Genomic DNA, 25,476 nt, shown 5'->3' with positions numbered 1-25,476 from the left:
AATGACTCATAAAACCTTGTTTGCCCCTAATCTCACCATAGAAACAATTAAAAAAATGGGCTTAGAAAAGAGTGATTCTAATCTTGATATGTTGTTAGGAGTTTTTCAACAAGAAAGTAATCTTGATCTAAAAAGAGAAATTGTATCTTCCATTGGCAGACAAAAAGACAATGATAAAATATATATATTTTTAGAACAAGAAGTCTTTAAGAAACATTATATGGAAGTAATTTATCAAATGTTTAGAACAACGCTTTACAAAGCAAAGGAGGAAGCTAGATTCGCAGTTTTGAGAGATAAAATTTTGGGGTATTACAATAATGAAGTTATGCAAAAAATGTTTGAATATTACGAATATAGGCAAACAAAAAAAACAAGTAAAACCATACAAAAGCAAATTACCAAGCCATCTTTGCTTGTTGGCGATAACACTAAAAGCCTACAAAAAGTCCAAGATGAGCAAATTCAGCTCATTTTTACATCACCACCTTATTATAATGCGAGATTATATAGCGATTATATTAGCTATCGAGACTATTTAGATTCTATGCAGGAAACTTTAAGGCAGTGTTATAGAATCCTTGAGAATGGTAGATTTATATTAATTAATGTCTCACCTGTGATTACAAAAAGAGCGGGTAGAGAGTTTGAAAGCATTCGCTATCCTATACATTTTGACTTCCATAAAATTTTATGCGAAAGTGGATTTTATTTTGTTGATGAAATTATTTGGATAAAACCAGAATATTCTGTGCCAAATCGTATTGCTGGATATTTGCAGACTAAAAAACCATTAAGTTATAAACCAAATTGTATTACAGAAAGCATTATGGTTTATCGCAAAAACTCTCCTTTTTTGCTTGATAAAAATATTAAAAAATATGATAAAAATTTAAAAAATAACGAGGAGGTGGATTCTACGAATTGCTGGACTATTTCTCCAAAGTCAGACAAGAATCATCCGGCGGTCTTCCCGGAAGAACTTTGTGAAAAAGTCTTAAAATATTATTCTTTTGAGGGCGATGTTGTCTGCGATCCATTTGCTGGAAGTGGGACATTTGGTAGAGTGGCTAAGATAATGAAGCGTATCCCGCTTTTGTGTGAGCAAAATATAGAGTATGCAAACAAACTAAGACAAAGAGGCTTCAATGAGATTTGATTCTATTATTATCAATAAAACCATAGAAAAACTTTTAAAAGGAGAGGATTATAGAGAGGAAGTTATCAATGTAATTAATTTAGAGTTTTTAGATTTTGCCTTAGATTTTTTCAGGCAAATTTTAGAAGCAAAACTAAATGATGAGAGCATTAATTTGGATTGGTATAAAAAGCACTTTATTAATGATAAAACAATAAAGCCTGATGAAGTGGCAATTTTTGCAGGTATGAATAAAAAACAATCAGCAATATTTTGGTAGTGCGACAAAAGAAATTGTAATTAACGTGGCAAATGCCAATATTGATTATTTAGAATCTTTACTAGTTTCTCTTGGAGAGGCAAATGAGAGCATAGGCATTAGCATTAAAATCTCTTACAAAGAAATTTCAGTGGAGTTAAACCTTAATGAAAGTTTATTAGTAATTAATGCCTTGGCTACAAAGAAAATTGCTTTGCGTGGTGGGGCTTGGAGTAGTATAGGCAAGAGGGTAGAAAAGCCTTTAATGTTGGCTTTGTGTAAAAAATGCAGAGTCAAAAAGGATTATATCAATAGTGAAATTTTTAAGAAAAATGGTGAACTTGATTTTGATAGAGAAGTGGATTTTAGGCTTTATAATTTTGATAAAAGCAAGGAATATCGCATAGAAGTAAAACTTATGGGCAAAGGCAATCCAGAATCTGCAGATGCTGTAATTGCAAGAGATACCAATATATTCATAGCAGATACTCTAAGTTTGCAGAATAAAAATCAATTAAAAGCTTTAGGGATTGAATTTTTGGAGCTTAAAAATAATAAGGATTCTATGAATGACTTTAAAAAAATTCTTGAAAAATTAGAGATTCCCTATAATAATTAAGATAAATTTCTAATTAGGAAATATAATGAAGTTGGACAATCTTTTAGAATCTGTGAGTAATAGAATCATCAATGAAGTTAAAGGCATTAACCGCGTGGTATATGATATAACCTCTAAACCCCCTGGAACGATTGAGTGGGAGTAATAATGACGCAAACCTTAGTAAATAATGGAGATTTTATACAAGAAAAATTTTTGCTTACACCCAAACAAGCAAGTATTTGGGCGAGTGAATATCTTAACAAGAAAGTAACAAGTAACAATATTATCTATCTTTTAAACTATGGAAAAATTGCTAATCACAGCACAGATTCTAAAATAAATTTGATTGATAAAAATGAGTTAAAAACCTACTATGACAATACAATTAAATCGCAAAAACATTTAGATTCTCCCCTCTCTTTTGCACAATATAAAGAAGCACAAACAACTAAGCATATCCATAGAATCCACCCTTATAAAGGTAAATTTATCCCTCAACTTGTGGAGTATTTTTTAGATTCTCACATAGATTCTATAAAACTAGAATCTTGCTTTAAAAAAGGCGATATTGTGCTTGATATTTTTGCGGGAAGTGGCACGACTTTGTGTGTGGCAAACGAACCAGGAATGCATTCTGTGGGTGTAGAACTTTCTAGTTTTAATACAATGCTTTGTAATGCCAAAATTACTAAATATGATTTAAAAACGCTCGAAACAGAACTCAATAGATTAACAAAAATCTTAGAATCTTATAACAAAAATTCCCCCATAATACCTTTTGAAACAGAGCTAAACAATGCTTTAAGCGCATTTAATCAAATTCATTTTCCTAATAAAACTTTTAAGCGTCAAGTTACCTTAAAACAAATTGATGAAAATCATTATGGGAAAGCAAAACAAGAGGAATTTTTAGTGATTTATGACGCACTTTTGGCAAAACATAGCATCAAAATTAACATTAAAAATCAAGGTAGCTTTCTTGAAAAATGGTATATAGAGCCCATAAGGAAAGAATTAATTTTGCTTAAAAATGAGATTGTAAAAGCTGATAAAAACCTACAAGATATTTTGTGTATTATCCTAAGTCGCACAGCAAGAAGCGTGAGAGCCACTACACACAGGGATTTAGCGACACTTTTAGAGCCTATTACTACGACTTATTATTGTAAAAAACACGGCAGAATCTGTAAACCTCTTTTTAGCATAAGCAAATGGTGGAAAGCTTACGCAAAAGATACTTTAAAAAGATTAAAAGAATTTCAAGCTTTACGCAGTGATAGCTATACGCTTTGCTTAAACGCAGATTCTACAAATGTAGATATTGTGCTTGAAATACAAAAGCAAGATAAAACTTTTGCAAACTTAATCAAATCTGAAAAAATTGCTGGGATTTTTAGCTCTCCGCCTTATGTAGGCTTAATTGATTATCACGAGCAACACGCTTATGCCTATGATATTTTTGATTTGCCTCGTAAGGATAATTTAGAGATTGGCAAGTTAAGCGAGGGGCAAAGCAAGAGCGCACAAGAAACATATACTCAAGGCATAGCACAAGCTTTGAAAAACGCTAAAAGATTTTTAAAAGAGGATTATAATGTTTTTTTGGTTGCCAATGATAAATTTAATCTTTACCCAAAAATTGCAGAATTAGCGGGAATGCAAATTGTGAAAAAATACGATAGACCTGTGCTTAATCGTAGTGAAAAAGATAAAAATAGGTATAATGAGAGTATATTTCATTTAAGGGAGAGAAACAATAATGAATGAGAAATATGATATTGTAATTGAGAGAAATTCTTTTTATTTTTCAAATCCTCAATTTGAAGAGAACTACGAGGCAAATACAATTAGCCTCATAAAAACTTTGTTATTGAATTTACAAAACCAAATCTTAAATCAAGGTTGCAAAGAAGAGGTATTTGTTAATTTTATGCAAATAAATGAATTTGGATTAGAAGCCTTACTCGTGCTTAATGGTATTGCTAATGAAAATCTTAAAAGAATTATTACGATTGCACGAATTGTAAAAGATAATGATTTATCAATGCTTCTTAATATGCAATATTGGGATACACACAATATTGAAACCGATTTAAAGGAATGGGGTGATAAAAAAATAAAAAATCTTATTAAAAATAATCAAAAATTTGCAGAAGGACTCATTAATCTCTTTTTTCAAGGCTCATCCAATCCTTTTTTGGCTAAAACCTTGCCTTTATTTGAGCTCAATAAGTTAAATTTACAAAAAATTAATTTTGATAAAAATGCAATGATTGATACACTTATTCGCTATCGTCAAAAAGGGAGTTATTCTGGTGCTATGCAGAATAATCCAGAATCCGCAATTAAAGAGATTCTCATTTGCCTACATATTCCTTATGAAAGTGGAGATTTACCACTTTTAAGCTTAAATGAAAACCTCAATAAACGCACTATGGATTTTATTATTCCAAATAAACAAAATCCACAAATTATTATAGAATCTTCTTTTTTAAGCACAACAAGTTCTGGGCAAGGCGATAAAGCAAAAACAGAGATTGGTGTAGCAATGTTGATTAAAAAGCATTATCCAAGTGCTAAATTTTATGGATTTATTGATGGGATTGGTTGGTATGTCCGCAAGCAAGACCTAAGGCGTATGGTTGAGGCTTATGATGAAGTTTTTACTTTTCGTGCTGATGAGTTACAGCGATTTGAACTAATGCTTAAAAATATTTTCAAGGTGTAAAAATGAAAAGTTCACCTATCAATGAAATTTGGCAAGGTGATTGTTTAGAATTATTTAGAAAAATTCCAAGCAATAGTATAGATTGTGTTTTTGCTGACCCACCTTTTAATCTTAGAAAAAAATATAATTCTCATAAAGATAGGCTTTTAGAATCTGAATATTTACAATGGTGTGAAAAGTGGATAGATGAGTGCGTGAGAGTGCTTAAAAGTGATGGTTTTATTTTTTTACATAATATTCCTAAATGGCTTATTTCTTATGCAAACTTTTTAAATCATAGAGTAATTTTCAAACATTGGATAAGCTGGGAAGCAATGACAGCTCCAATGGGCAAAACTTTACAACCCGCACACTATGGAATATTATTTTATTCAAAAGGCGAAGCTAAAAGTAGATTTAAAGAAATTCGTTACCCACATAAAAGAGATAGAAAAGGCGTTTTAGTTAAGGATTATGGGGGGAAAAAAAGTATTTTACACCCTTTTGGACCACTTTGCTCTGATGTTTGGACAGATATTCACCGCATAAGACACGCTAAAAATAGAGATAATCACCCCTGCCAACTTCCTATTCATTTGCTAGAGAGAATCATTTTAATGAGTAGCGAAGAGGGAGATACAATTTTAGACCCATTTTTAGGAACAGGAACAACAGCGCTTGCCGCAAAACGACTCGGGAGAAACTTTATAGGATTTGAGAAAGATGAGCAGTATTGCAAAATTGCAAAAGAAAAAATAGATTCTGAATATTTTGTATCTCAAGTAGGAGAATTTTATGTAAGTTTTCATTTAAATGAAATTGTTACGCTAAGAGAATGCGATTGGGAGGGACTCGAAAAATATTTTGAGATTCCACAAAATATAAAGGAAATTGATATAAAGAAAATAAAATTAAAAAAATTTAATAAGAATAATATGCAAAAATTAGGTATTTTTGATTTGTTATTGAGGGAGGTATAATGCAAAATCTTAAAAGCAATATCAAAAATCGTCTGTTTCAAGCATTACGCAATAAGTTTGAAAATTACAAGCCCGAAACTTCTTCTATGCCCTTTCATACAAGACTTTTAGGCAAAGATAGAATGGCTCTTTTGCCTTTATCCAAAGCCTCAATACTAATTTTGGCACAAGTATCTTTACTAAAGAAACTGCGGCTTGCCTTGTTTTGAGCCTGTGGCGGAGGAATTAGCTAAGGCACATTTTGATAAGATTGAGCGGCAAATAGCAGTTACAAATACAATTACCAAAGAAGCACAAAGAGTGATACAAGATATTATGGATTCTTTAGAAAGTGGCAATTCTAAGCCTAACAAAAACGAGGAAATCGCTAGAATCTTGTCGGTTTCACAAAGTGGAGAAACAAGTACTATTAAACCCACAAAGGTGGATTTGTTTTTGCAAAGGGGCAATAATGTGTATTTGATTGATATTAAAACCGCTAAACCAAACAAGGGTGGATTTAAAGAATTTAAACGCACACTTTTAACTTGGGTAGCGTGTTTTGCGTATAACAATCCACATTGCAATATCCAATCACTTATAGCGATTCCTTATAATCCTTACGCGCCAAAACCTTATGCAAAAAATATTAAATAATAGTGGGACAATGGCAGGAATGCTAGATTTAGATTCTGAAATTAAAGTAGCAGAGGAATTTTTTCGTTTCTCTACGCTCACATCAGCCTTTGGCAAGGGATTTTCTAGGTGGAGCAGGAAGTTATGAGCTGATTTTATCAGCTTTTGAGGAGGTAGGGTGCGAAATGAGAGAGGAAATTGATGCATATTTTAAGAAATTTAATCAGCATTGAATCTGTGAGTAATAGAATCATCAACGAAGTAGAGGACAAAAACCTGCGTGGTGCAGACAAACACAAGCAAACCCCCGGGCAAGATTGAGTGGGAGTGAGTGGAGTATGGATATATTATAATTTTGTTATAAAATTAGATAAATTGTAAAGGGGTGAAAATGAGTAAGCAGCAAGAAATATTGGAAAAATTAAAAAATTATGCAAATTTTTCTCAAAGTGGTAATAATAGTTATAAGGCAAAAAAAGATAATGCAACAATTACTATTCATATAAATGGCAATGTGCAGGTTCAGGGTAAAAATGAGGAAAAAGTAAAACAAGAAATAAATGAAATATTAGGAAAAGAAAAAATATATGAAAATAATAAACAATTATTTATAGTCTATGGGCATGATAAAATAGCCAAAGAACAGCTTGAACATATACTTGAAAAACTTGATATTCAAACAAACCAAATTACTAATAACACAGGTATGACTATTATTGAAGCTTTGGAAAAAGAAATATCTTGTGTTCATGCGGGTATAATTTTGCTTACTCCAGATGATATTTCTTTGTCAAAAAAAGATTACGAGGAACATAAAGATAACATTGGGGGCTATATTCATACACGAGCAAGGCAAAATGTCATACTTGAAATGGGTATGATTATGGCAAAATTAGGTAGAAAAAATACTATTATTCTAAGCAAAGGAGAAGTTGAAATACCATCAGATATAGATGGTGTTTTTAGACTTCAATTTAAGGAAAATCCAACAGAAATATTAAAAAAGTTGGTAGAGAGATTGGAAGAATGTGGCTTTATAATAGATAAAAATAATGTCTTTAAAGCTATGAACTAATACAGAGTTTATCGTAAGGGAATATTATGCTGCAAGCGACAATACAAAATTTTTCTTACCAAAAAATGTGGAGAGAGGAGTTAGAAAATCTCACTTTTGAAAATATTAATATTTTGCCTAGTAAATGTTTGATTCGCTTTAAAAATAAAACTTTAGCTTTAAGCAAATGGGTTAGCCCTAAACGCACACGCTCTTACCCTTATGCAAGAGTATATGATACTTTTGATAGTGGAGTAAGCAAGGTTGTAACAATCATTCCACTTATCAAAGATGAGGGTATCAATGGGGATATGGACTATTTGCAATGGGATACACTTTCATTAATGAGTCTTTTAAATGTTTATGTGATTATAGGATTTTATGATGAAGCGCAGCCTCATTTAAGCAGGGTTGGCAAAATTGCCAATCAGCATTTCAACAATGAGTATATTTTAGGGCAGCTTACCCAACTTGTTAATTATCATCAATCCGCATTACATTGGAATCTCAATCAGCTAAGCAATAAAAATCTTACAACACTCGCAAATTTTACAAAAAATGCCTATGCAAATATTTCTAGTATTTTAAATATTAAACTTCATAATCCTCAAAATATAGATAAATTTATACAAAAAATTTCACAAACCAGAGTTTCTTTTATGGAGTTTTCAAGAACTAAGGCAAAACAAGCCCAAAATAGGGAAAGCTTGACTTTACAACCTAAAGAACATATTGGTATAGGACAAAAATCAAAAATTGTTATAGAAAACTATTTGGGCGGACAATATTTCTTTACCATTGATGATATTCTTTTTGAAAATGGCATATTATATCTATGTGAAAGCAAACATAGCAAAAACGCATTGTTACCAAGCAATGAGGATATAAAAGACGGACTTTTAAAACTTATGCTTTATAATAATCTTGCAAAAATTCAAAGTTACGATAGTTTCAAAATTGTTTTGAGATTAACTTCAAGTATTTTGCAAGATAGCATTATTTTGCCAAATGAAAATTTAGATTCTTTTATTAAAAACAATGGTTTTTCAAGCTCTCAAATTGCTACCTTAGAAGCTTTAAATATAGAATCCAAGCAGAATCATTTTGAAATTTGGATAAACAATGAACGCTAGATTCTATAAATCACCGCTTCGCTATCCCGGTGGCAAAAGTAGGGCAATCAAATTTTTAAAAGATTATTTTCCGAAAAGTTTTAATGAGTATAGAGAACCATTTTTTGGTGGTGGGAGTGTAGGGATTTATCTTGCTCAAAATCTTTTATACCGCAAACAAATTCAATTTTTTGCAAATGATTTCAATGTGGATGTGTATTGTTTTTGGCATATCCTAAAAACACAAAATCAAGCTTTAATCAATGAAATTCAAAATATTAAAAATTCTTATAAAAATGGTAGAGGACTTTATGAGAATCTCTTAAATCGCAGAAATAAAAATTTAGATGATTTTCAAAGGGCTGTGGATTTTTTTGTGCTTAATCGCATTACTTTTAGTGGCGTAGTTGATTGTGGTGGATACTCACAAAAAGCCTTTGAATCTCGCTTTACACAAAGCTCTATTGAGAGACTTAAAAATATGGATACAATCTTGCAAAATTTTATTTTTATCAATGAAAGTTATGAGAATCTTTTACACAAAGAGGGCAAAGATGTCTTTATCTTTTTAGACCCACCTTACTATTCTGCCACAAAATCAAGGCTCTATGGTAAAAAGGGGGATTTGCATACAGGCTTTAATCATCAAAAGCTTTGTGAGAATCTCAAAAACACAAAACACAAATTTTTACTCACTTATGATGATAGTGAGTTGATACGAGAACTTTATAAGGATTTTTATATATGCGAATATTCTTTGCAATACGGAATGAATAATTATAAACAAACACAAGCAGCAAAAGGAACGGAACTTTTAATTAGTAATTTTGAACTTAACAAACAGAATTTATTGCATAGTGCGTAAGATTTTTTTCAATCTTTTTGAGGAGTTTTTGTTTTTCTAAAGCTCCCATTGAGCAGAGAATTACAAGGAGATTTTAATCAAGAAAATTTACTTATTTTTGATGATAACCTTAATGCTATGCAAAATCTCTTGCAAAATAAAGATTTTAATCATAAAAAGACTTTTAAAAATAGTGTAGATTTAGTCTATATTGACCCTCCTTTTGCTACCAATAATATCTTTAGGTTAGGCAGCACGATGAGTGCGAGTTTAGATTCAAAAATTGCCTATAAAGATAAATTTAATTTGGAATCTTATTTGGAATTTCTCTACTATCGCTTAATCTTAATCAAAGAATTAATGAGTGAAAAGGGAAGTTTATATTTACACATTGATGATAAGGTGGGGCATTATGTCAAAATCCTCTGTGATGAGATTTTTGGCAGAGAGCATTTTATTAGTGATATTGTGCGTATTAAATGCAATCCCAAAAACTTTAAACGCAAAGCCTATGGGAACATCAAAGATAGAATTTTATTTTATGCAAAAAGCAATCAATATATTTGGAATGAAGTTTATGAGGAAATCACAAAAACTGATTTACATAAACGATTTAAAAAACAAGATGATAAGGGCTTTTATACTACGATTCCGCTTCACGCACCCGGAGTTACACAAAATGGCGAAAGTGGGCAAGAATGGAATGGCTTAAAACCTCCTAAAGGCAGACATTGGCGTTGTCCTCTAAGTGAGTTAGATAGGCTAGAAAAGGCGGGATTGATTGAATGGAGCAAAAATGGAGTGCCTAGAAAAAAGGTGTATGCGCAAGATTCTAAGGGTAAAAAGATTCAAGATATTTGGGAATTTAAAGACACGCAAAATCCTATGTATCCTACACAAAAAAATAATGCAATGTTAAGAAGAATTATTCAAATGTCCTCTAATGTGGATTCTTTGGTAATGGATTGCTTTTGTGGAAGTGGGGGATTTTTGAGAGAATCATTCTTGCTTGGGCGAAACTTCATAGGCATTGATGAGAGCAAAGAAGCAATGAAAATTAACCAAAAATGGATAGAGGAATTGAATCAACAAATATTATCAAGTGAGGACGTTAACTGCTTGTTGCATAACAAGTATTTCTATGCTACAAAGCAAATTAAATCGGAGCAATTAGAGTAAAGAAAATCTCCAAAAATAAAAAATACAATTTTTAAGATTCTAGAATCCTTGCAATCACTTTTTGCACCCTTTTTCTCTATGCCCAAAATCCTTTGGTCATTTTCCCAAGACTTGCCATAAGGTGGATTTGTGAGAATAAAATCAAATTGCAAATTATCTAGTTTATCCTCGCTTAAAGTCGACTTGTCCATATAGATGAATACTTGCATTTGATTTTATTTCTCCTTGTGGGTTAATGATAAACTTTTTAGACTCTGTAAGCATACCACTACTACCACAGGCATTATCATAGATAAGGTAAGTGCATGTTTGAATACCTTTCTTTATAAGCAAAAATACAAGATGAGTCATAAGCTCTATTATTTCTCGCGGTGTGAAGTGTTCTCCTGCTTACTCGTTGTTTTCCTCATTAAAACGGTGGATAAACTCCTCTTTGCACCGCAAGGCAGACTATTTATATTTTCTATTTTGTCTTTGTAGGTCTCATAGGTTTGTATCACACGCTTTTTTGTCGACTCTAAAATCAGTTTGCGTTCAAGGGACCTACTTTTGGGTTGAAATTATTGATTAGCTATTATTATTTAAAAAATAGAAAATATCACCATAGGCTTCTCTGATTATTGAGATTTTGAAATTTTTGCAGTCTAAATTCATCTTTAATTTCTCCCTTGTTTGCCAACCTATCAAGTATCATTTCATAGTAAGGCTTGTGCAATTCAAAGCTTAGCCATTTACGCTTTAGCTTTTCGCAAAGCACAATCTCACCACCACTTCCACCAAAGAGAATAAATACACAATCCCCCTCATTGGTGCAAGACTTTATCAACATTTCTACAAGCCCTAAAGGAATCTGGCAGGAATGAAAGGTTTTATCCTTACTCACATTTTTCACCAAATCAAAATAAAACCAAGAATAAGGTATTCTGCCTTTTTCTCCTTGGGCTAGTCTTTGGCGGATTCTTTTATCATTTGGGTTTTGATAGGGCAAAGCGATATTGTCCTTATAAAAGTGATTATCCTTTGTCTTTGTTGCGTGAAGTATGCTTCTATGTGCGGTTGTAAGTCGCCTTTTGCTATGCCCGACATTTGTATTATACACCTATACATACTCTTGCACATCATAAGCGATAGAATCTAAACATCGCACACGCAAATACGCATTTTGCTTGGGATAATTCATCATAAAAAGATTCCCGCTAGGCTTTAGCACACGCATAGATTCTCTAGCTAACTCACAATACCAAGCGATATAATCCTCCCATTTTTGCGTGTATTTTGAACCATTATAATTAGTGCCTACATTATAATCGGGATCGCCATAAACCATATCTAAGCACTCATTAGGCAATGATTTTAAAATACCTAATACATCACTATTGTAGAGCTTGTTAAATTGCATTTAATTGTTCCCAATTTCAAATCTCGCACTTCTTTTACAAAAGATACTATTATAATTTTGCATATCCTTAAAAGCAAATTCCCAAATTAAAAATTCATCGCCTCGTTTTTCAAAAAAAGCGTGATAACTTCCTTTTGTGTATGGATATGCCATTGTCTCATAGGATAATAAAGTTGTCTAATAATTACATTTTTTGTTTGAGAATTTTTTGCTTCTATTAGCACAATTTTATCTTTTCCCTCAAAACCACTATCCACTTCAGTTTGCACAGATTTAACAAGAATATTGTTGTAAATATTTGTATTAAAACTAAATTCTGGCGTATATTTTCTGCCTCTTATACTCAAAACTAAGCTTTCATCATTCAAAAAAGTCCTAATTAAGCTAGAAGCATAGGCAAAATCCAAATGTTGCATTTCAGAATCTCCCACTTTAGCACTTTTTAGTTCAAAATCAAGCTTGCTTTTATAGCTTATAGATTGAGTTTGAATATCTGGAATATCAATATATCCATCTCCCTTGCAAATAGTATACCCTCCATTTTTCACAGGCAAAATAAAAAGATTATTATCAATAAAAACCTGTGGTCTTTCTTCTTTTGAATCTTGTTTACACAAAATACGCACTTCTTTTTGTGAAGTTTTAGCAAAATTTTTAACACAAAACTTAATTTGCTCAGCACTTATATTAAAAGGTGATTTATTAAAATCGTGTTTATCAATTTTCAAATCTCTAAAAATCTTTTCCCAACTCTCGCTATTTTTACTCATAATTCCCCCTAATCAATAATTCTATAATCTCGCCTCTTTTCTCGCCCTTGCAGTTTATTGCTCTTTTTGCCTTTAATTCTATAATGCCAAAATCTTTATAAAGATTCTTTATAAAATCTGCACTTGAATTAGTTTGCAAAACTTTCACATTTTTAGAATCTAGCTCCTTAAAAACCGCCCTCAAGCGTTCCTGCTCTTTTTGTAAAAAATTATCTGTATAGCTTACAAAGCTTGAAGTATTGCTAAGCGGAAAATAGGGTGGGTCAAGATAGGCAAAGTCTCCACTTTTAGCCTCTACTAAAATCTCCTCAAAATCCCCACAAAAAAGATTTACTCCCTGCAAGGCTTTATGTGCGTTGAAAACCAAAGATTCATTATAAATTTTTGGATTCTTATAGCTTCCTATTGGTGTATTAAATTGTCCCTTAGCGTTATAGCGACATAGCCCATTAAAGCAGGTTTTATTTAAGTAAATAAATCTTGCTGCTCTAAATTTAGAATCTAATTTTGCAAAATCCTTGCTTCTATCAAGATTGCGGATATTATAAAACAACTCCTTATTATGTTTATTTTGCAGAGATTCTAGCTCTTTTAAAAGTGCTTTTGGATTATTTTGTATAACTTCATAGGCATTGATAAGCTCCTTATTTTTATCGCTTAAATATATAGTTTTAGAATCTAAAAGTCCTCTATTCCTTAAAGCAAAAAACAATGCGCCACCACCAACAAAAGGTTCAAAATAGGCATTAAAACTACCCGGCATATAAGAAATAATAGAATCCACTAACGCCCTTTTACCCCCTGCCCATTTAACAAAGCTTTTTGCCTCAAGGCAAGAATCTAATCTTGTAAGCTGTTTAGTCATAACGCTACCCTAGTCATACCAAAACAAGGCAAAGCCGTAGTTTCTTTAGTAAATGGATTCCCAAAGCTATGTTTGTATTATAAAAGATTATATTCCTCCATCCATATTTTGCGTAGGATATAGGTTTTGCACATCTTTAGATTATAAAATATATTGAATCTTTTTGCCTTTGGTGGTTCTAAGCCATTTTATTCTTACTTTTTAAATAATTAAAGATAGGTAGTTATAAACCTTTTGATTTACTTATATTTTACACAAAATAATCATAGATTTTATATGCAATGATGATAATGTCAACATTCAATCTTAAACAAGAGAGCATTATGAGATTTTTGATTTTATTATGTATAGGAATACTATTTTTGGTTGTGTATCAGATAAAAAAACTGAAGTAGCAAGTAATGATAAGCTACTTATTTATACTGCTTTTGAAAATGAGCAAATCACACAATATATTGGTGCTTTTAATAAGGCTTACCCAAACATACAAACTGAAGTTGTCTTAGATTCTCATGGAGTTATTAGCTCTAAAGTCTTAGCTGAAAAAGATAATCCTAAAGCAGATGTGATTTATGGCTTGTCAATTTTTAATATGGAAAAATTAAAGTCTGAAAATCTCTTAGCACCTTTAGATATACCTAATCTAAATGACTTTCAAGCTAACTTTAAAGATATAGATAATCCACCCTATTATGTAGGCTTATCAGGCGTAGAGAGTGCTATTATTATCAATGAAAAGGAACTTTCTAATAAATCGCTACCAATTCCGCAATCATACAAAGATTTAACCAAGCCAATCTATAAGGGATTAATTAGTATGTCAAATCCAACAAGTTCTGGAACAGGATTTTTAACTGTTGTTGGTTGGATTGAATTGTTTGGAGAGGAGAAAGCTTGGGATTATATGAAAGAACTAAATAAAAATGTTGCCCTCTATACACATTCTGGCTCAAAACCAGCACGAATGGCATTAAGTGGGGAATATCCAATTGGAATCTCATTAGGATATAGAGGACATAGAATGTTAATAGAAAATAAGCCCATTAAAATGATATTTGCAAGTGAGGGCTATGGTTTTGACTTGGAGAGTTTGGCATTACTTAAGAAAAGCTCTCCAAATCCTAATGCAGAGATTTTTGCTAAATGGGCAAGTAGCGATGAAGCAATGAAGCTTTATGCAAGTAATAATGCTTTAACAGGCATTAAACAAGAAACAAAACCATTGGGTTATCTTCAAGATCCTTATACAAAACTTGCCCCTACAGATTTTGTGCAAATGTCAGAAAAAAGAGAAGTAATTTTAAAGCAGTGGAATACTTACTTTGATGGAGAAAATAAGGAATAATAATGCCTTTATTAAAAATAGAAAATCTATGCAAAAGTTTTAATGAACAAAAAGTGCTACAAAATATCAATTTAGAAATCAAAAAGGGAGAATTTATTTCTTTATTGGGTTATAGTGGCTGTGGTAAAAGCACACTTTTGCGTATTATAGCCGGATTAGAACAATGCGATAGTGGTAAGATATTTTATAAGCAAAATAACATTACCAAAACAAAGGCATCAAAGCGCGAGTTTTCTATGGTATTTCAATCTTATGCCCTATTTCCTCATATGAGTGCTTATGAGAATCTAGCTTTTCCGCTCAAAGAGCAAGGTCATTCTAAAAAGAGAATCAAACAGATTGTTTATGAGAGTTTTGAACTTGTTGGTTTAATTGGCAATGAAATGAAGTTCCCAAGAGAATTAAGCGGTGGACAGCAACAAAGAGTAGCTATTGCTAGAGCTCTAGCTTTAAAGCCTAATATTTTATTGCTTGATGAGCCTTTAAGTGCGCTTGATAAAAAAGTCAGACACAAATTAAGAAATGATATAAAGGCAATTCATGATGGGTTAAATATGACAAGCATAATGGTAACTCACGACCAAGATGAAGCGTTGAGCATGTCTGATAGAATTGCTGTTATAAATCAGGGCAAAATTACTCAAATTGATACGCCACAAGAAATTTATACTAATCCTAAAGATTTCTTTACAGCCAATTTTATCGGAGAAATTAATACTTTATACACTAATGAATCAATGACATTGTTGCGACCTGAACATATAACTATTAAAAAGGACAAAGGTGATAAAAATGGGATAATAAAAGATGTGGAATTTTTGGGTAGTTTTTTAAGATCACCTTTAATTGTTCAAACAAAAAACAAGCAGATGACATGATAAGCTATGTTTCAACTAAGGATTTTGCCGAGTTGAAGCTCAAAGTTGGGGATAATATTTTTTACCATACCGATAAAAAATACACCATTTATTGTAAAAATAAGGCAAAAATATGATTGTATTGAACAATCCTTTATTAAATTTTGGTTTGCAATTTTTACAAAGGATTAATTTGCATTCATTTCTATTTTGTATTTGTCTTATTGTTTTAGGAATATTCCTAGTAATTCCTTTGGGATTTTTATTTGCAATGGCATTTTTAGATACCAATAATAATTTTATAGGATTACAAAATTTTAAACTTTATTTAGATGATAGTCTTTTGCTCGTCTCTCTTAAAAACACTTTTGTTGTTTCTTTGACTTCTACATTTTTTGGTGTGAGCTTTGCCTTGATTTGTGCTTATGCTATTTTACGCACCAATTTAAGAGGAAAAAAAGTCTTTCATCATATTTCTATGCTACCTCTTTTTGTGCCAAATTTAACGTATGGCTTAGGATTAGCCTTTTTATTCGGTAAGAAGGGGATTATCACCTCCTTTTTAGGACTTGATGACTTTTCTATTTATGGATTTACAGGAATTGTTATTGCTCAAAGTATTTATATTTTTCCACAAAGCTTTCTAATTATTCACTTAGGGCTTCAATCTGCAGATTATAGACTTTATGAGCAAGCAAAAATTATTGGAATCTCACCCCTAAAAAGCTTTTTATACATTACATTGCCTAATATTAAATTTTCACTCTTAAGTGCTGTGCTTGTATCTTTTATACTTTGTTTTACAGATTTTGGCACACCTATTATTATTGGTGGTGGGTATAGCGTTTTGTCTATTGAAATTTATAAGCAAATTATAGGAGTGCAAAATCTTAGTATGGGGGCTACAATTAGCATTATTTTATTTATACCCTCTTTGATTATTTTTTGGATTTTAAAAAAAGCAGAAAAGCAAACACATGTTTTAAGCGCAAAGGCTACAAAATACCAAATAGATTCACATACATTAAGAGATGTTATATTTGGCATTTTGGCGAGTATCCCAACCTTTGTTATTCTTACAATTATGTTTTCGGTTTTGTTGGCTTCGCTTATTACACTTTACCCCCATGATCTTAGTTTAACATTAGCTCATTTTCAAATAGAATCTAGTATTGATGGTTTATATACCTTGAAAAATTCCTTGATTATTTCTTTACTCACAGCAGTGTCTGGGGCGATTTTTGTTTTTATTTTTGGCTACTTAAATAAGATGAATAAAAGTCCTATACTACAAAATATCGCTAATTTTTTAATCATTGCTCCAGCAGCATTACCGGGATTAGTCGTTGGAATTGCTTATATTTTATTTTTTAATAAACCAGATTTTCAATTGGATAAAGATTTGTATCTAAGTAATATTTTTTATTCACTTTATGGAACTTTTTGGATTATTGTTATTTGCAATATCATACACTTTTTTTCTATCCCATCTTTAAGTGTAAAAAATGCGTTGGCTAAAATTGATAATGAATTAGAAGCTGTTTGTGAAAGCATGGGGATAAGTAAATGGGGTATGTTAAAGCGTATATATATCCCACTTTGCTTACCAGCTATTTTAGAAAATTTTATATATTTTTTTCTTAATTCTATGATAAGTATCTCGGCAATCGTTTTTATTTATAGTACCACTAACAAAATGGCTGCTATTACTATAATTCATCTTGATGAAAAAGGTTATATTGAAGAGGCTGCGGCACTTGCTATTTTAATCATGTGTATAAATTTTATAATGAAATTTCTTTACGAGATTGTAAAGAGTTTTATTATTAAAAAAATATTAAAGGAGACAAAATGAAAATTAAAGCTGTTATTTTTGATTGGGCAGGAACTACTATTGATTATGGTTGTTTTTCTCCACTAGGTGCTTTTATAGAGGCTTTTAAAGAATTTGGATTAGATCTTAGCATTAATGAGGCAAGAGAGCATATGGGAATGCTTAAAATGGATCATACTAAAGCCTTATTATCTATGCCGCAAATAAAAGCTCAATTTATAGAGCGTTATAAAAGAGATTACACAGAAGATGATGTTAAATCTTTATATGATGTTTTTGAAAAAAGTGTATTTGCAACATTGGGTGATTATACACAATTAAACCCCTTTGTATTGGAAAGTGTAGAATTTTTACGCAAGAATAATATTAAGATTGGAACAACTACTGGATATACAAAAAAAATGATGGATATTATCTTGCCGCTTACCGCTAAAAATGGATATAAACCAGATTGCTGCATTGCGTCTGATGAATTAGGTTATGGTCGCCCTTATCCTTATATGATTTATGAAAATGCAAGGCGATTAAATATCTATCCACAAAAACATATAGTAAAAATAGGCGATACAACAATAGATATGCAAGAGGGAGTAAATGCTGGTTGCAAAAACATAGGTGTAGTGCTTGGAAGCTCAAGTCTAGGACTTAGTGAAGATGAAATTGGAAGTCTCTCTAAAGAAAAATTAGAAAATCTAAAAAACCACGTTAAGGTGAAACTTTATGAAGCGGGTGCAGATATGGTAATTGATGATTTAAGCCACTTACCTTTTGCGCTAGAGCAAATAGATGAAAGATTATAAGGAAGTAATTATGCAAGATTATTCCCATATCCCAGATAATGATTATATGCTTTTAACACCAGGTCCACTTTCTACAAGTAAACGAGTACGTGCTGCTATGCTAAAGGACTTATGCACTTGGGATAGTGATTATAACTCTGTTGTGCAAGATGTGCGTCAAAGATTATGTTCTATTGCTAATTTATCAGAAAGATATACAACTATTTTGATGCAAGGTAGCGGGAGTTTTTCTGTAGAGAGTGTTATAACAACGGCATTTGGAAAAGTTGGCAAGTTACTTATACTAACCAATGGTGAATATGGCAAAAGAATTGCACAAATTGCACAAATTAATCACGTTTGTATCAACATCCAAGAAAATAGAATTATAACACCAGAAATAATGAATGAAGCATTGCAAGATAGCACCATTACGCATGTTGTGTTTGTTCATTGTGAGACAACAACGGGAATCTTGAATCCTTTAGAGGAGCTTTGTAGAGTTGTAAAAACAAATAATAAGGTGCTAATTATCGATGCTATGAGTTCTTTTGGTGGGATTCCTATAGATATAGAGAAATTAGAGATTGATTTTTTAGTATCATCAGCAAATAAATGCATACAAGGAGTTCCTGGATTTGGCTTCATCATTGCCAAAAGAGTCAGTTTAGAAAAGCTAAAAGATTGTGCAAAATCTTTATGTTTGGATATGTATGCACAATGGGAATGTATGGAGCAAAATAATGGAAAATGGCGTTTTACTTCACCTACGCATATTGTTCACGCGTTTAGAGAGGCTTTAATAGAGCTTGAGGAGGAAGGTGGAATATTAATGCGATACAAACGTTACAAACAAATGCAAGAAATTCTAAGTCAGGGTATGGAGAATCTAGGTTATGAATGCTACATCGCTAAAAGCTATCATTCGCCTATTATTACCACATTTTGTTATCCTAATTTTAAAGATTTTACTTTTAAGGGTATGTACGAATATTTGAAATCTAATGGCTTTGTGATTTATCCGGGCAAGTTAAGTAATGCTGATACTTTTCGAATAGGCAATATAGGCGATCTAAAAGTTAATGATATAGAAAGATTGCTTGAATTTATAAAAATTTATACAGATACAATTTCTAAATAGCCAATCTTGCAATCTTTATTATTAAGATAAGATGTTATTAATAAGGCAATAAAGTCAAATAAATCATATTTTCTGCAAAGGTTGTATGAATATTTATAGACTTTTAAAATAGTTCTTAAAATAGAACTAGAATCTTAAGTAAGAAACATAATTATGATGTGTTGCAAATTCTAAATCTCATTAAAAATGAAGTAAAAAGTATTAATTGCGCAATGTATGATATAATCTCTAAGTCTGCAGGTAAATTAAAATAAAAATGAGAGAATAAATATTTTAGCTCTTTTATTTAAAAAACAACCCATTAAAACTAAGAATTTAGAATAGGATAAATTATTATTGTAACCATTTCAAGGGATACCTTAAAAAATATCTGTATTGGGCCTATCTTATTACAAATTTACAATCTTGTATATCGATGATAGATACTTGTTCATCATTTAAAATCCTATCTGCTATCAAGGGTAATATATCATTATAAAACATTCTTTTTATATCTCTTACTCCATAGACAAAATTATAAGAATCTATTAGTTTTTTCATAACTTTTTTTGAAATGATAATATCGCCTAGCCCCTTTGACTTTAGTGTTTGCAATTCTAAATTTATGATTTGTTCTAGTTGCGTTTTTTCTATGCTTTGATAATATAAAATATAATCAATTCTATTGATAAATTCGGGTAAGAAGTTTTCTTCAAGTTTCTTTTTTATAATCTTTTTTTCTCTCCTATAATCAGGATTCCCATGTTTTTTGCGATAGTTAAAAACTTCCTTAGCACCAAGATTGCTAGTCATTATGATAATTGCATTTCTAAAATTGATTTTTTTAACTCCTGAAGTTAAAGTAAGTTCGCCGCTATCAAGCACTTCAAGCAATGAAAGTAAAACATTTTGATTGGCTTTTTCGATTTCATCAAAAAGCACTACAGAGGGCACACTATAAGTGCCTGCTATGTTTTGTGCAGAAAATAAAGTATTCCCCTCCTTGCTCCCTACATAGCCCGGTGGCGCACCAATTAAGGAGGCAGCATAATGTTCTTGTGCTAGAGTATTCATATCTATACGACAGAAATTATCCTCATTTCTGCTCAAAGCTTGAGCCAAAAGCTTAGCTGTAGAAGTTTTACCTACTCCTGTAGGACCTAAAAGCAGAGCTACTGCTAGAGGTCTTTTAGAATCATTAAGTTCTGCTTTTACTACTTTGAGTATTTTCTCTATACTTTTTAGAGCTTCATCTTGTCCTATAATATTAGCTTTTAGAAAATTCATTACATCTTGTAGTTGATAGGAAAAGCGACTAACAAAGCTCTTTTGTGTGGGCTCATTTACTAATTCTTTCTTGCTTATCTCCTTTGAATCGATACTTTCTTGCTGCCTTTGTAGAGATTCTAATCTATCTGTAATAAAAGGCATTATTTTTCCTTTTCTTTGCCCTCGTGTGGGAGATTAGCTACAGGACAATCTGCTACACCTATATTTTCTCTTGTAAATTGTTCGACATTCTCTTGGGCTTTCTTTGCATCAAGCACCCATTGTTTATAAAATTCAAAAGGACAATCAGCAATGCCCTTATCCCCCTCACCACTTTCAAATATCCCGCTATATCCTCTATGGAGCAATTTAAAAAGATGATTTTGGCTTTGGTCGTATTTTCTTGCATTTCTAATCTCATGTATGGATAATTGAGCGTATTGGATTCCATTTTCTTCTGTGCCACATTCCCCAAGGGTCCTGCCATCAAAACCTACGATATTAGAATGTCCAAAATAAGTATAAACTCCATCAAAGCCAGTTGCATTGGCAACAGCCACATAGCAATTATTCGTCCAAGCCATAGTTTTAACAAGGTCTATCTGCTGCTGTTTGCTAGGATACATATAGCCTTGACAACGAATGATAAGTTCAGCCCCTTTCATAGCACAATCACGCCAAATTTCTGGATAATTCCCATCATCACAGATTATAAGTGAGATTTTCATACCCTTAGGTCCATCAACAACATATGTCCTATCTCCGGGATACCAGCCCTCTATAGGGCACCAAGGCATAATTTTGCGGTATTTTTGCACAATTTGCCCCTCATCATTAATAAGGATTAAAGTATTATAAGGAGGCTTTTTAGGATGCTCCTCATGCCTTTCTCCTGTCAATGAAAATACACCCCAAATTTTTAACTTTTTACACATTGATGAGAAAATCTCTGTTTCTTCTCCGGGAATGCAAGCTGCGGTATCATACATTTCTTGCTTATCATACATAATACCCATAGTAGAGTATTCAGGAAAAACGATTAAATCCAAACCGGGTAATCCCTGCTTAATACCTTGCATCATTTCAACAATATTATAGCAATTTTGTAACACTTCTTGTTTTGTATGCAATCTTGGCATTTTATAATTGACTACTGCTATCCCTAGCGTATCAGGGTTGCTTGATATATCTCCATGTCTCATGATATTCCTTTATTGAAAATTAGCTTTTAGTTTAGCACAGCAGCATTATAAAGTGCAATGATTCTTATTGTTTTCTCTTTATTTTTACATAAAGTAACATTTCTCTAGGGGCAATAAGCAATCTACAAAATCTAGCATAAAGCACACTACTTAGATGCTTGATAGATTAAACTAAAGAGAATCTTACATTCATTTTGAGATTAAATTATCCATGTCTATGGCATTAACCCCTTGCAATTTGTTTTTTGTAAAATTCAAAGTTTTAAAAATCATCAATTAAGGGGAGGGAATGAACCCCAATAAAACCATTAAAGAATTTTTTGAGGGAGAGAAGCAATATACAATCCCTGTGTATCAAAGGGCGTATTCTTGGGATGAGAAACAATGGAATGATTTTTTAGAGGATTTGCTAGAGGCGACAAAGGGAGATAATCATTACTTTTTTGGTAATGTTTTGCTTGAAAAAACAGATGAAAATAAAACCAATGGTATTGATATTATTGATGGGCAACAACGCATTACTACGATTATCATCTTTGCAAGGGCATTAATCAATGCTTTAGAGCAAAAAGCAAAAAATCAAAGGCTAGATGAGGAAAAAAGCAATGAGGAATTCTTGAGATATATAAAAGAGGATTTTTTGATTTATCGCTCTAAGCCCAAACTCCAAGCAGTAGAATATGATAGGGATTATTTCAAAGATGTGATTATCCAAAATGATAATAACAAGCATAATCCACAAACTCCCTCGCAAGAACGTATTAAAAAAGCAAAAGAGTTTTTTACCAAAGAATTAGAGAAAAGGGGAAGCCAAGAGATTTTAGCTCTTTTTAAAGCTTTAGAAAATGCCGAGATTTTAAGTGTGCCTTTTACAAACAAAAAAGATTCTGTTTTGATGTTTGAACTGCAAAACAATCGTGGCAAGGATCTTACCAATTTAGAGAAACTCAAATCCTATCTTGCCTACCAAATCTATACCTACTGCGATAAAGAAACTGCAGAAACAAAACTTAGAGAAATAACAGATATTTTTAAAGAAATTTATCGCCTAATCAATGCCATAAAAAATAATGAAGATTCTATTCTTAATTGGTTTAATATATCCAAATTTGGTTTTGAATATAGGGAAAATGACAATGAGAAAAATTATAAAAAAGAATATAAACGAGCTACAGAGACTAAGAGTAATGAGGAAAAAATTGCTTGGATTGAAAACTATGTAAAGGAGCTTAAAAATGCCTTTGTGAATTTTAAAGAATTTGAGGGAAGCAAAAGTGTTTATAAGGATTATTTACTCTACTTAAATGTGTGGGAAATCTATCCTTTTATCTTAAAAGCTTATAGAATATTTAAAGGCGAGCAAGAATTAGAGCAGGTTTTCAAAGCCTTAGAAATTATTGCTTTGAGGGATAAGCTCGTGCGGACAAGGGCAGATTTAGCCTCAAGACTAAATAGCGTCTTAAAAAACTTTAATAGTGTAGAAAGTCTCATTTTAGGATTACAAAAGATTTGCAGTGATGAGTGGCGGTATTGGAGCGATGGTAACTTCTCTAATGGGCTAATTAATATCTACAAGGAAAATGATAAAAAATCATTGCCTACTTACTAATGCACTATGAAAACTATCTAAGGGAGCAAGATAGTAAAACAAAATCCTATACTTTTACGCTTAAAGATGTTAAAAAGCCCCAAATAGAGCATATCGCTCCACAAACAGAAAATGGAGAAAAGTTAGCAAGTGGTTATTGTGAATATGATGACGATTTTAGACAAAAGCATTTGCATTGCATTGGCAATCTTTTATTAATTGGTGCTTCACAGAATAGTGCTATTGGCAATAACCCCCTTAAAGACAAGCTTGCAAGCTATGAAAATACTCCCTTGATACAGCAAAGGCAAATCAAAGATTTTGCAGTCAATGAAAAATGGGAGAAAGATTCCATAACCAAAAGACACGAGGAAATAAAAGATTTTGTGCTTGAAACTTGGAGCTTTTAAAAATAATCTTACCACACATAGGGGGGATTCCTCCCCCCTTTAATTCACATTGCCTTAAAAACATCAAATCTTTACTAAAATCTGCCTTGCTACATCACCTCAAGAATCTTTAGCCAATAAAGCAATAAAATGCCTTTTTAAAACAGCTCCAATCCCTTGTAAATATCCACTAAGTATCCACCAAATATCCATTGGCATTTCTTAGATGGCATTTCTTAGAAAAATCCATAAGAACACCTTAAGCTTGGATTTAACTTTGCTAAAATACCCATATTCTGTAAAAATTCTATGATTATTAGCAAATAGGCATAAAAAACCTATAATTTTAATAATAAAACTATGCTATGCTAAAAGCATTAATTTTATAATTTCCATGATTTTAAGGAGAATTTATGCGTAAAACTGATTTAGATAGCTCATTTATAGGGCATCCCAAACCCTTATTTGGTCTTACTTTTACAGAGTTATGGGAGAGATTCTCTTATTATGGTATCCGCTCCTTGCTGGTATTATTTATGATAGCTACTATTAATGATGGTGGTTTAGATCTTGATAGACAAAGTGCTAGTGCTATTGTTGGAATCTTTGCTGGACTTTATACCTTGCTACATTACCCGGAGGTTATTTAGCCGATAATTGGCTAGGGCAAAAAACGCTACATTAATTGGTGCATTGCTTATTGCATTAGGGCATTTGAATATAGCTTTATCGGTGTTTCAACATTTATGTTTTTTTCAAAGTATAATAATTTCTATTGTTTTCTCTTTATTCTTTGCATAAAGTAACATGTCTTTGGTTTTATTATGAAGGTATTTTATAAAATGCATGGTTTTGTAGCACTATATGGCGGAAGCTTTGATCCAATCCATAAAGGGCATAATGAAATTATTCATTCTTTGTGCGAAAATCCGCTCTATTGGCATATTATACTTATACCAAATTTTATGAATCCTCTTAAATCAACTCCTCTTTTTAGCGCAGCACAACGTCTGCAAATGTGTGAAGCAATCGCTAAAGAATATAATCATAAATACCCGCCATTATCATCTTTGCCACGAATAAGCGTAAATGACTATGAAATAAAACAAAATCGCCCTGTTTTTAGTATAGAAAGTATCCAGCAAATCAAGATTCAAATAAATGCAAATTATCCTTATGCGCAGTTTGTTTTTGTGCTAGGTAGAGACAATCTATCAAATATGCACAAATGGCATAAGCCAAAAGATTTATGCGAAATGGTGAAATTTGTGCTTATTAACCGATTAGAATCTAAGCCCACACAATTAGATTCCAAATTACCATTTGCCCAACAAGTGATTACCCCAGAAGTGATTGAATGTATAGAATTACATAACTTTGGCGCACTATCCTCAAGTACTGTGCGCATTTTACTTAAAAATGGAGATATAAATAGTGCGCTTGATATGATACCTGAAAATCTCCACAGCATGATAAAAACATATTTTAAGCTATAATGTAGCTTATTTTCTTAAAAGGAGTAGCATTGCAAGAGAAAGAAACAAAAGGAGAAATAGCGCAATATACACAA

24 protein-coding genes and 4 pseudogenes are annotated in these 25,476 nt (G+C 31.8%); 22 read left to right on the top strand and 6 right to left on the bottom strand.

Features of this window, described 5'->3' with window-relative positions; genetic code table 11:
- Position 1 precedes the first annotated feature (1 nt).
- The 13 genes and pseudogenes from LS73_RS00715 (at position 2) to LS73_RS00665 (ending at position 10,489) form a co-directional block, all read left to right on the top strand.
- The gene (locus LS73_RS00715) at positions 2–1,159 is read left to right on the top strand and encodes a DNA-methyltransferase (protein ID WP_034558336.1); all 1,158 of its coding nucleotides are present in this window, start codon (positions 2–4) and stop codon (positions 1,157–1,159) included.
- Positions 1,149–2,016, top strand: a pseudogene (locus LS73_RS00710) (CfrBI family restriction endonuclease). The gene LS73_RS00715 and the pseudogene LS73_RS00710 overlap by 11 nt, the downstream one beginning before the upstream one ends.
- A gap of 37 nt (positions 2,017–2,053) precedes the next feature.
- A pseudogene (locus tag LS73_RS00705) lies at positions 2,054–2,161 on the top strand (GMP synthase (glutamine-hydrolyzing)); the annotation flags it as partial.
- A gap of 2 nt (positions 2,162–2,163) precedes the next feature.
- Positions 2,164–3,765 carry a DNA methyltransferase gene (locus tag LS73_RS00700; protein WP_052089719.1) on the top strand — a complete coding sequence of 534 codons (1,602 nt, stop codon included), beginning with the start codon at positions 2,164–2,166 and terminating at the stop codon, positions 3,763–3,765.
- Positions 3,758–4,726: a DpnII family type II restriction endonuclease gene (locus LS73_RS00695; RefSeq protein WP_114985951.1), complete on the top strand. Its 969-nt coding sequence runs from the start codon at positions 3,758–3,760 to the stop codon at positions 4,724–4,726. The genes LS73_RS00700 and LS73_RS00695 overlap by 8 nt, the downstream gene beginning before the upstream one ends.
- 2 nt (positions 4,727–4,728) lie before the next feature.
- Positions 4,729–5,685: a DNA-methyltransferase gene (locus LS73_RS00690; RefSeq protein WP_034558334.1), complete on the top strand. Its 957-nt coding sequence runs from the start codon at positions 4,729–4,731 to the stop codon at positions 5,683–5,685.
- Positions 5,685–5,894 carry a TdeIII family type II restriction endonuclease gene (locus LS73_RS10395; RefSeq protein WP_267891675.1) on the top strand — a complete coding sequence of 70 codons (210 nt, stop codon included), beginning with the start codon at positions 5,685–5,687 and terminating at the stop codon, positions 5,892–5,894. Before LS73_RS00690 ends, LS73_RS10395 begins: the two co-directional genes overlap by 1 nt.
- Complete coding sequence (locus LS73_RS00685) at positions 5,881–6,321, top strand: TdeIII family type II restriction endonuclease (RefSeq protein WP_267891674.1); 441 nt, start codon at positions 5,881–5,883, stop codon at positions 6,319–6,321. Before LS73_RS10395 ends, LS73_RS00685 begins: the two co-directional genes overlap by 14 nt.
- Positions 6,302–6,448, top strand: coding sequence for a hypothetical protein (locus LS73_RS10055; protein WP_233708814.1), 147 nt, complete (start codon positions 6,302–6,304; stop codon positions 6,446–6,448). The genes LS73_RS00685 and LS73_RS10055 overlap by 20 nt, the downstream gene beginning before the upstream one ends.
- A 243-nt stretch (positions 6,449–6,691) precedes the next feature.
- The gene (locus tag LS73_RS00680; protein WP_052089717.1) at positions 6,692–7,375 is read left to right on the top strand and encodes a TIR domain-containing protein; all 684 of its coding nucleotides are present in this window, start codon (positions 6,692–6,694) and stop codon (positions 7,373–7,375) included.
- A gap of 26 nt (positions 7,376–7,401) precedes the next feature.
- Positions 7,402–8,487, top strand: coding sequence for a hypothetical protein (locus LS73_RS00675; RefSeq protein ID WP_052089715.1), 1,086 nt, complete (start codon positions 7,402–7,404; stop codon positions 8,485–8,487).
- Complete coding sequence (locus LS73_RS00670; protein WP_104692181.1) at positions 8,477–9,331, top strand: DNA adenine methylase; 855 nt, start codon at positions 8,477–8,479, stop codon at positions 9,329–9,331. The genes LS73_RS00675 and LS73_RS00670 overlap by 11 nt, the downstream gene beginning before the upstream one ends.
- Before the next feature lie 48 nt (positions 9,332–9,379).
- Complete coding sequence (locus LS73_RS00665) at positions 9,380–10,489, top strand: site-specific DNA-methyltransferase (protein WP_233708815.1); 1,110 nt, start codon at positions 9,380–9,382, stop codon at positions 10,487–10,489.
- Positions 10,490–10,527: 38 nt separating this feature from the next.
- Here the strand turns inward: LS73_RS00665 and LS73_RS00660 are convergent.
- From LS73_RS00660 to LS73_RS00645, 4 genes and pseudogenes are all read right to left on the bottom strand, one after another.
- Positions 10,528–10,921: pseudogene (locus LS73_RS00660) on the bottom strand (HsdM family class I SAM-dependent methyltransferase); the annotation flags it as partial.
- A 166-nt stretch (positions 10,922–11,087) separates the two neighbouring features.
- Positions 11,088–11,816: pseudogene (locus LS73_RS10050) on the bottom strand (DNA-methyltransferase).
- 158 nt (positions 11,817–11,974) lie between these two features.
- On the bottom strand, positions 11,975–12,658 hold the full coding sequence (locus LS73_RS00650) for a type II restriction enzyme (RefSeq protein WP_199768435.1): 684 nt from the start codon (positions 12,656–12,658) through the stop codon (positions 11,975–11,977).
- On the bottom strand, positions 12,651–13,523 hold the full coding sequence (locus LS73_RS00645; protein ID WP_034559246.1) for a DNA adenine methylase: 873 nt from the start codon (positions 13,521–13,523) through the stop codon (positions 12,651–12,653). The genes LS73_RS00650 and LS73_RS00645 overlap by 8 nt, the downstream gene beginning before the upstream one ends.
- 343 nt (positions 13,524–13,866) lie before the next feature.
- On the opposite strand from LS73_RS00645, the gene LS73_RS00640 reads away from it, so the two are divergent.
- From LS73_RS00640 to phnW, 5 genes are all read left to right on the top strand, one after another.
- Positions 13,867–14,868, top strand: a complete 1,002-nt coding sequence (locus LS73_RS00640) for an extracellular solute-binding protein (protein ID WP_052089917.1) — start codon at positions 13,867–13,869, stop codon at positions 14,866–14,868.
- A 2-nt stretch (positions 14,869–14,870) separates the two neighbouring features.
- The gene (locus LS73_RS00635; RefSeq protein ID WP_199768436.1) at positions 14,871–15,746 is read left to right on the top strand and encodes an ABC transporter ATP-binding protein; all 876 of its coding nucleotides are present in this window, start codon (positions 14,871–14,873) and stop codon (positions 15,744–15,746) included.
- 112 nt (positions 15,747–15,858) lie between these two features.
- Positions 15,859–17,580 (top strand): ABC transporter permease subunit, encoded by a 1,722-nt coding sequence (locus LS73_RS00630; RefSeq protein ID WP_034559245.1) that lies wholly within the window; start codon positions 15,859–15,861, stop codon positions 17,578–17,580.
- On the top strand, positions 17,577–18,359 hold the full coding sequence (gene phnX / locus LS73_RS00625) for a phosphonoacetaldehyde hydrolase (protein WP_034559244.1): 783 nt from the start codon (positions 17,577–17,579) through the stop codon (positions 18,357–18,359). The genes LS73_RS00630 and phnX overlap by 4 nt, the downstream gene beginning before the upstream one ends.
- Before the next feature lie 10 nt (positions 18,360–18,369).
- On the top strand, positions 18,370–19,479 hold the full coding sequence (gene phnW / locus LS73_RS00620; protein WP_034559257.1) for a 2-aminoethylphosphonate--pyruvate transaminase: 1,110 nt from the start codon (positions 18,370–18,372) through the stop codon (positions 19,477–19,479).
- A gap of 381 nt (positions 19,480–19,860) precedes the next feature.
- Here the strand turns inward: phnW and LS73_RS00615 are convergent, their stop codons facing one another.
- Both LS73_RS00615 and LS73_RS00610 read right to left on the bottom strand, forming a co-directional pair.
- Entirely contained in the window at positions 19,861–20,889 is a 1,029-nt protein-coding gene (locus LS73_RS00615; RefSeq protein ID WP_081955651.1) for an AAA family ATPase, read from the bottom strand.
- The gene (locus LS73_RS00610) at positions 20,889–21,929 is read right to left on the bottom strand and encodes an aliphatic amidase (protein ID WP_034559242.1); all 1,041 of its coding nucleotides are present in this window, start codon (positions 21,927–21,929) and stop codon (positions 20,889–20,891) included. The genes LS73_RS00615 and LS73_RS00610 overlap by 1 nt, the downstream gene beginning before the upstream one ends.
- 289 nt (positions 21,930–22,218) lie before the next feature.
- Here LS73_RS00610 and LS73_RS00605 point away from each other — a divergent pair, with 289 nt between their 5' ends.
- From LS73_RS00605 to LS73_RS00595, 4 genes are all read left to right on the top strand, one after another.
- A complete protein-coding gene (locus LS73_RS00605) occupies positions 22,219–23,538 on the top strand; it encodes a DUF262 domain-containing protein (RefSeq protein WP_233708818.1) in 1,320 nt (439 codons plus the stop codon).
- The gene (locus LS73_RS10040) at positions 23,538–23,927 is read left to right on the top strand and encodes an HNH endonuclease family protein (RefSeq protein ID WP_233708819.1); all 390 of its coding nucleotides are present in this window, start codon (positions 23,538–23,540) and stop codon (positions 23,925–23,927) included. Before LS73_RS00605 ends, LS73_RS10040 begins: the two co-directional genes overlap by 1 nt.
- Positions 23,928–24,319: 392 nt before the next feature.
- Positions 24,320–24,556, top strand: coding sequence for a hypothetical protein (locus LS73_RS09965; protein WP_034559238.1), 237 nt, complete (start codon positions 24,320–24,322; stop codon positions 24,554–24,556).
- Positions 24,557–24,730: 174 nt separating this feature from the next.
- A complete protein-coding gene (locus LS73_RS00595) occupies positions 24,731–25,402 on the top strand; it encodes a nicotinate-nicotinamide nucleotide adenylyltransferase (protein ID WP_034559236.1) in 672 nt (223 codons plus the stop codon).
- Positions 25,403–25,476: the final 74 nt, after the last annotated feature.

The organism is Helicobacter muridarum, from assembly GCF_000765805.2.
Lineage (GTDB): Bacteria > Campylobacterota > Campylobacteria > Campylobacterales > Helicobacteraceae > Helicobacter_A > Helicobacter_A muridarum.
Note: the sequence above shows the minus strand (reverse complement) of the source record. Positions and strands in the feature narration are given on the sequence as shown.

Coding starts and splice junctions, on each gene's coding strand:
- LS73_RS00715 (WP_034558336.1), top strand. CDS start 2: ATGACTCATAAAACCTTGTTTGCCCCTAATCTCACCATAGAAACAATT.
- LS73_RS00700 (WP_052089719.1), top strand. CDS start 2,164: ATGACGCAAACCTTAGTAAATAATGGAGATTTTATACAAGAAAAATTT.
- LS73_RS00695 (WP_114985951.1), top strand. CDS start 3,758: ATGAATGAGAAATATGATATTGTAATTGAGAGAAATTCTTTTTATTTT.
- LS73_RS00690 (WP_034558334.1), top strand. CDS start 4,729: ATGAAAAGTTCACCTATCAATGAAATTTGGCAAGGTGATTGTTTAGAA.
- LS73_RS10395 (WP_267891675.1), top strand. CDS start 5,685: ATGCAAAATCTTAAAAGCAATATCAAAAATCGTCTGTTTCAAGCATTA.
- LS73_RS10055 (WP_233708814.1), top strand. CDS start 6,302: ATGCAAAAAATATTAAATAATAGTGGGACAATGGCAGGAATGCTAGAT.
- LS73_RS00680 (WP_052089717.1), top strand. CDS start 6,692: ATGAGTAAGCAGCAAGAAATATTGGAAAAATTAAAAAATTATGCAAAT.
- LS73_RS00675 (WP_052089715.1), top strand. CDS start 7,402: ATGCTGCAAGCGACAATACAAAATTTTTCTTACCAAAAAATGTGGAGA.
- LS73_RS00670 (WP_104692181.1), top strand. CDS start 8,477: ATGAACGCTAGATTCTATAAATCACCGCTTCGCTATCCCGGTGGCAAA.
- LS73_RS00650 (WP_199768435.1), bottom strand. CDS start 12,658: ATGAGTAAAAATAGCGAGAGTTGGGAAAAGATTTTTAGAGATTTGAAA.
- LS73_RS00645 (WP_034559246.1), bottom strand. CDS start 13,523: ATGACTAAACAGCTTACAAGATTAGATTCTTGCCTTGAGGCAAAAAGC.
- LS73_RS00640 (WP_052089917.1), top strand. CDS start 13,867: ATGTATAGGAATACTATTTTTGGTTGTGTATCAGATAAAAAAACTGAA.
- LS73_RS00635 (WP_199768436.1), top strand. CDS start 14,871: ATGCCTTTATTAAAAATAGAAAATCTATGCAAAAGTTTTAATGAACAA.
- LS73_RS00630 (WP_034559245.1), top strand. CDS start 15,859: ATGATTGTATTGAACAATCCTTTATTAAATTTTGGTTTGCAATTTTTA.
- phnX (WP_034559244.1), top strand. CDS start 17,577: ATGAAAATTAAAGCTGTTATTTTTGATTGGGCAGGAACTACTATTGAT.
- phnW (WP_034559257.1), top strand. CDS start 18,370: ATGCAAGATTATTCCCATATCCCAGATAATGATTATATGCTTTTAACA.
- LS73_RS00615 (WP_081955651.1), bottom strand. CDS start 20,889: ATGCCTTTTATTACAGATAGATTAGAATCTCTACAAAGGCAGCAAGAA.
- LS73_RS00610 (WP_034559242.1), bottom strand. CDS start 21,929: ATGAGACATGGAGATATATCAAGCAACCCTGATACGCTAGGGATAGCA.
- LS73_RS00605 (WP_233708818.1), top strand. CDS start 22,219: ATGAACCCCAATAAAACCATTAAAGAATTTTTTGAGGGAGAGAAGCAA.
- LS73_RS10040 (WP_233708819.1), top strand. CDS start 23,538: ATGCACTATGAAAACTATCTAAGGGAGCAAGATAGTAAAACAAAATCC.
- LS73_RS09965 (WP_034559238.1), top strand. CDS start 24,320: ATGCGTAAAACTGATTTAGATAGCTCATTTATAGGGCATCCCAAACCC.
- LS73_RS00595 (WP_034559236.1), top strand. CDS start 24,731: ATGAAGGTATTTTATAAAATGCATGGTTTTGTAGCACTATATGGCGGA.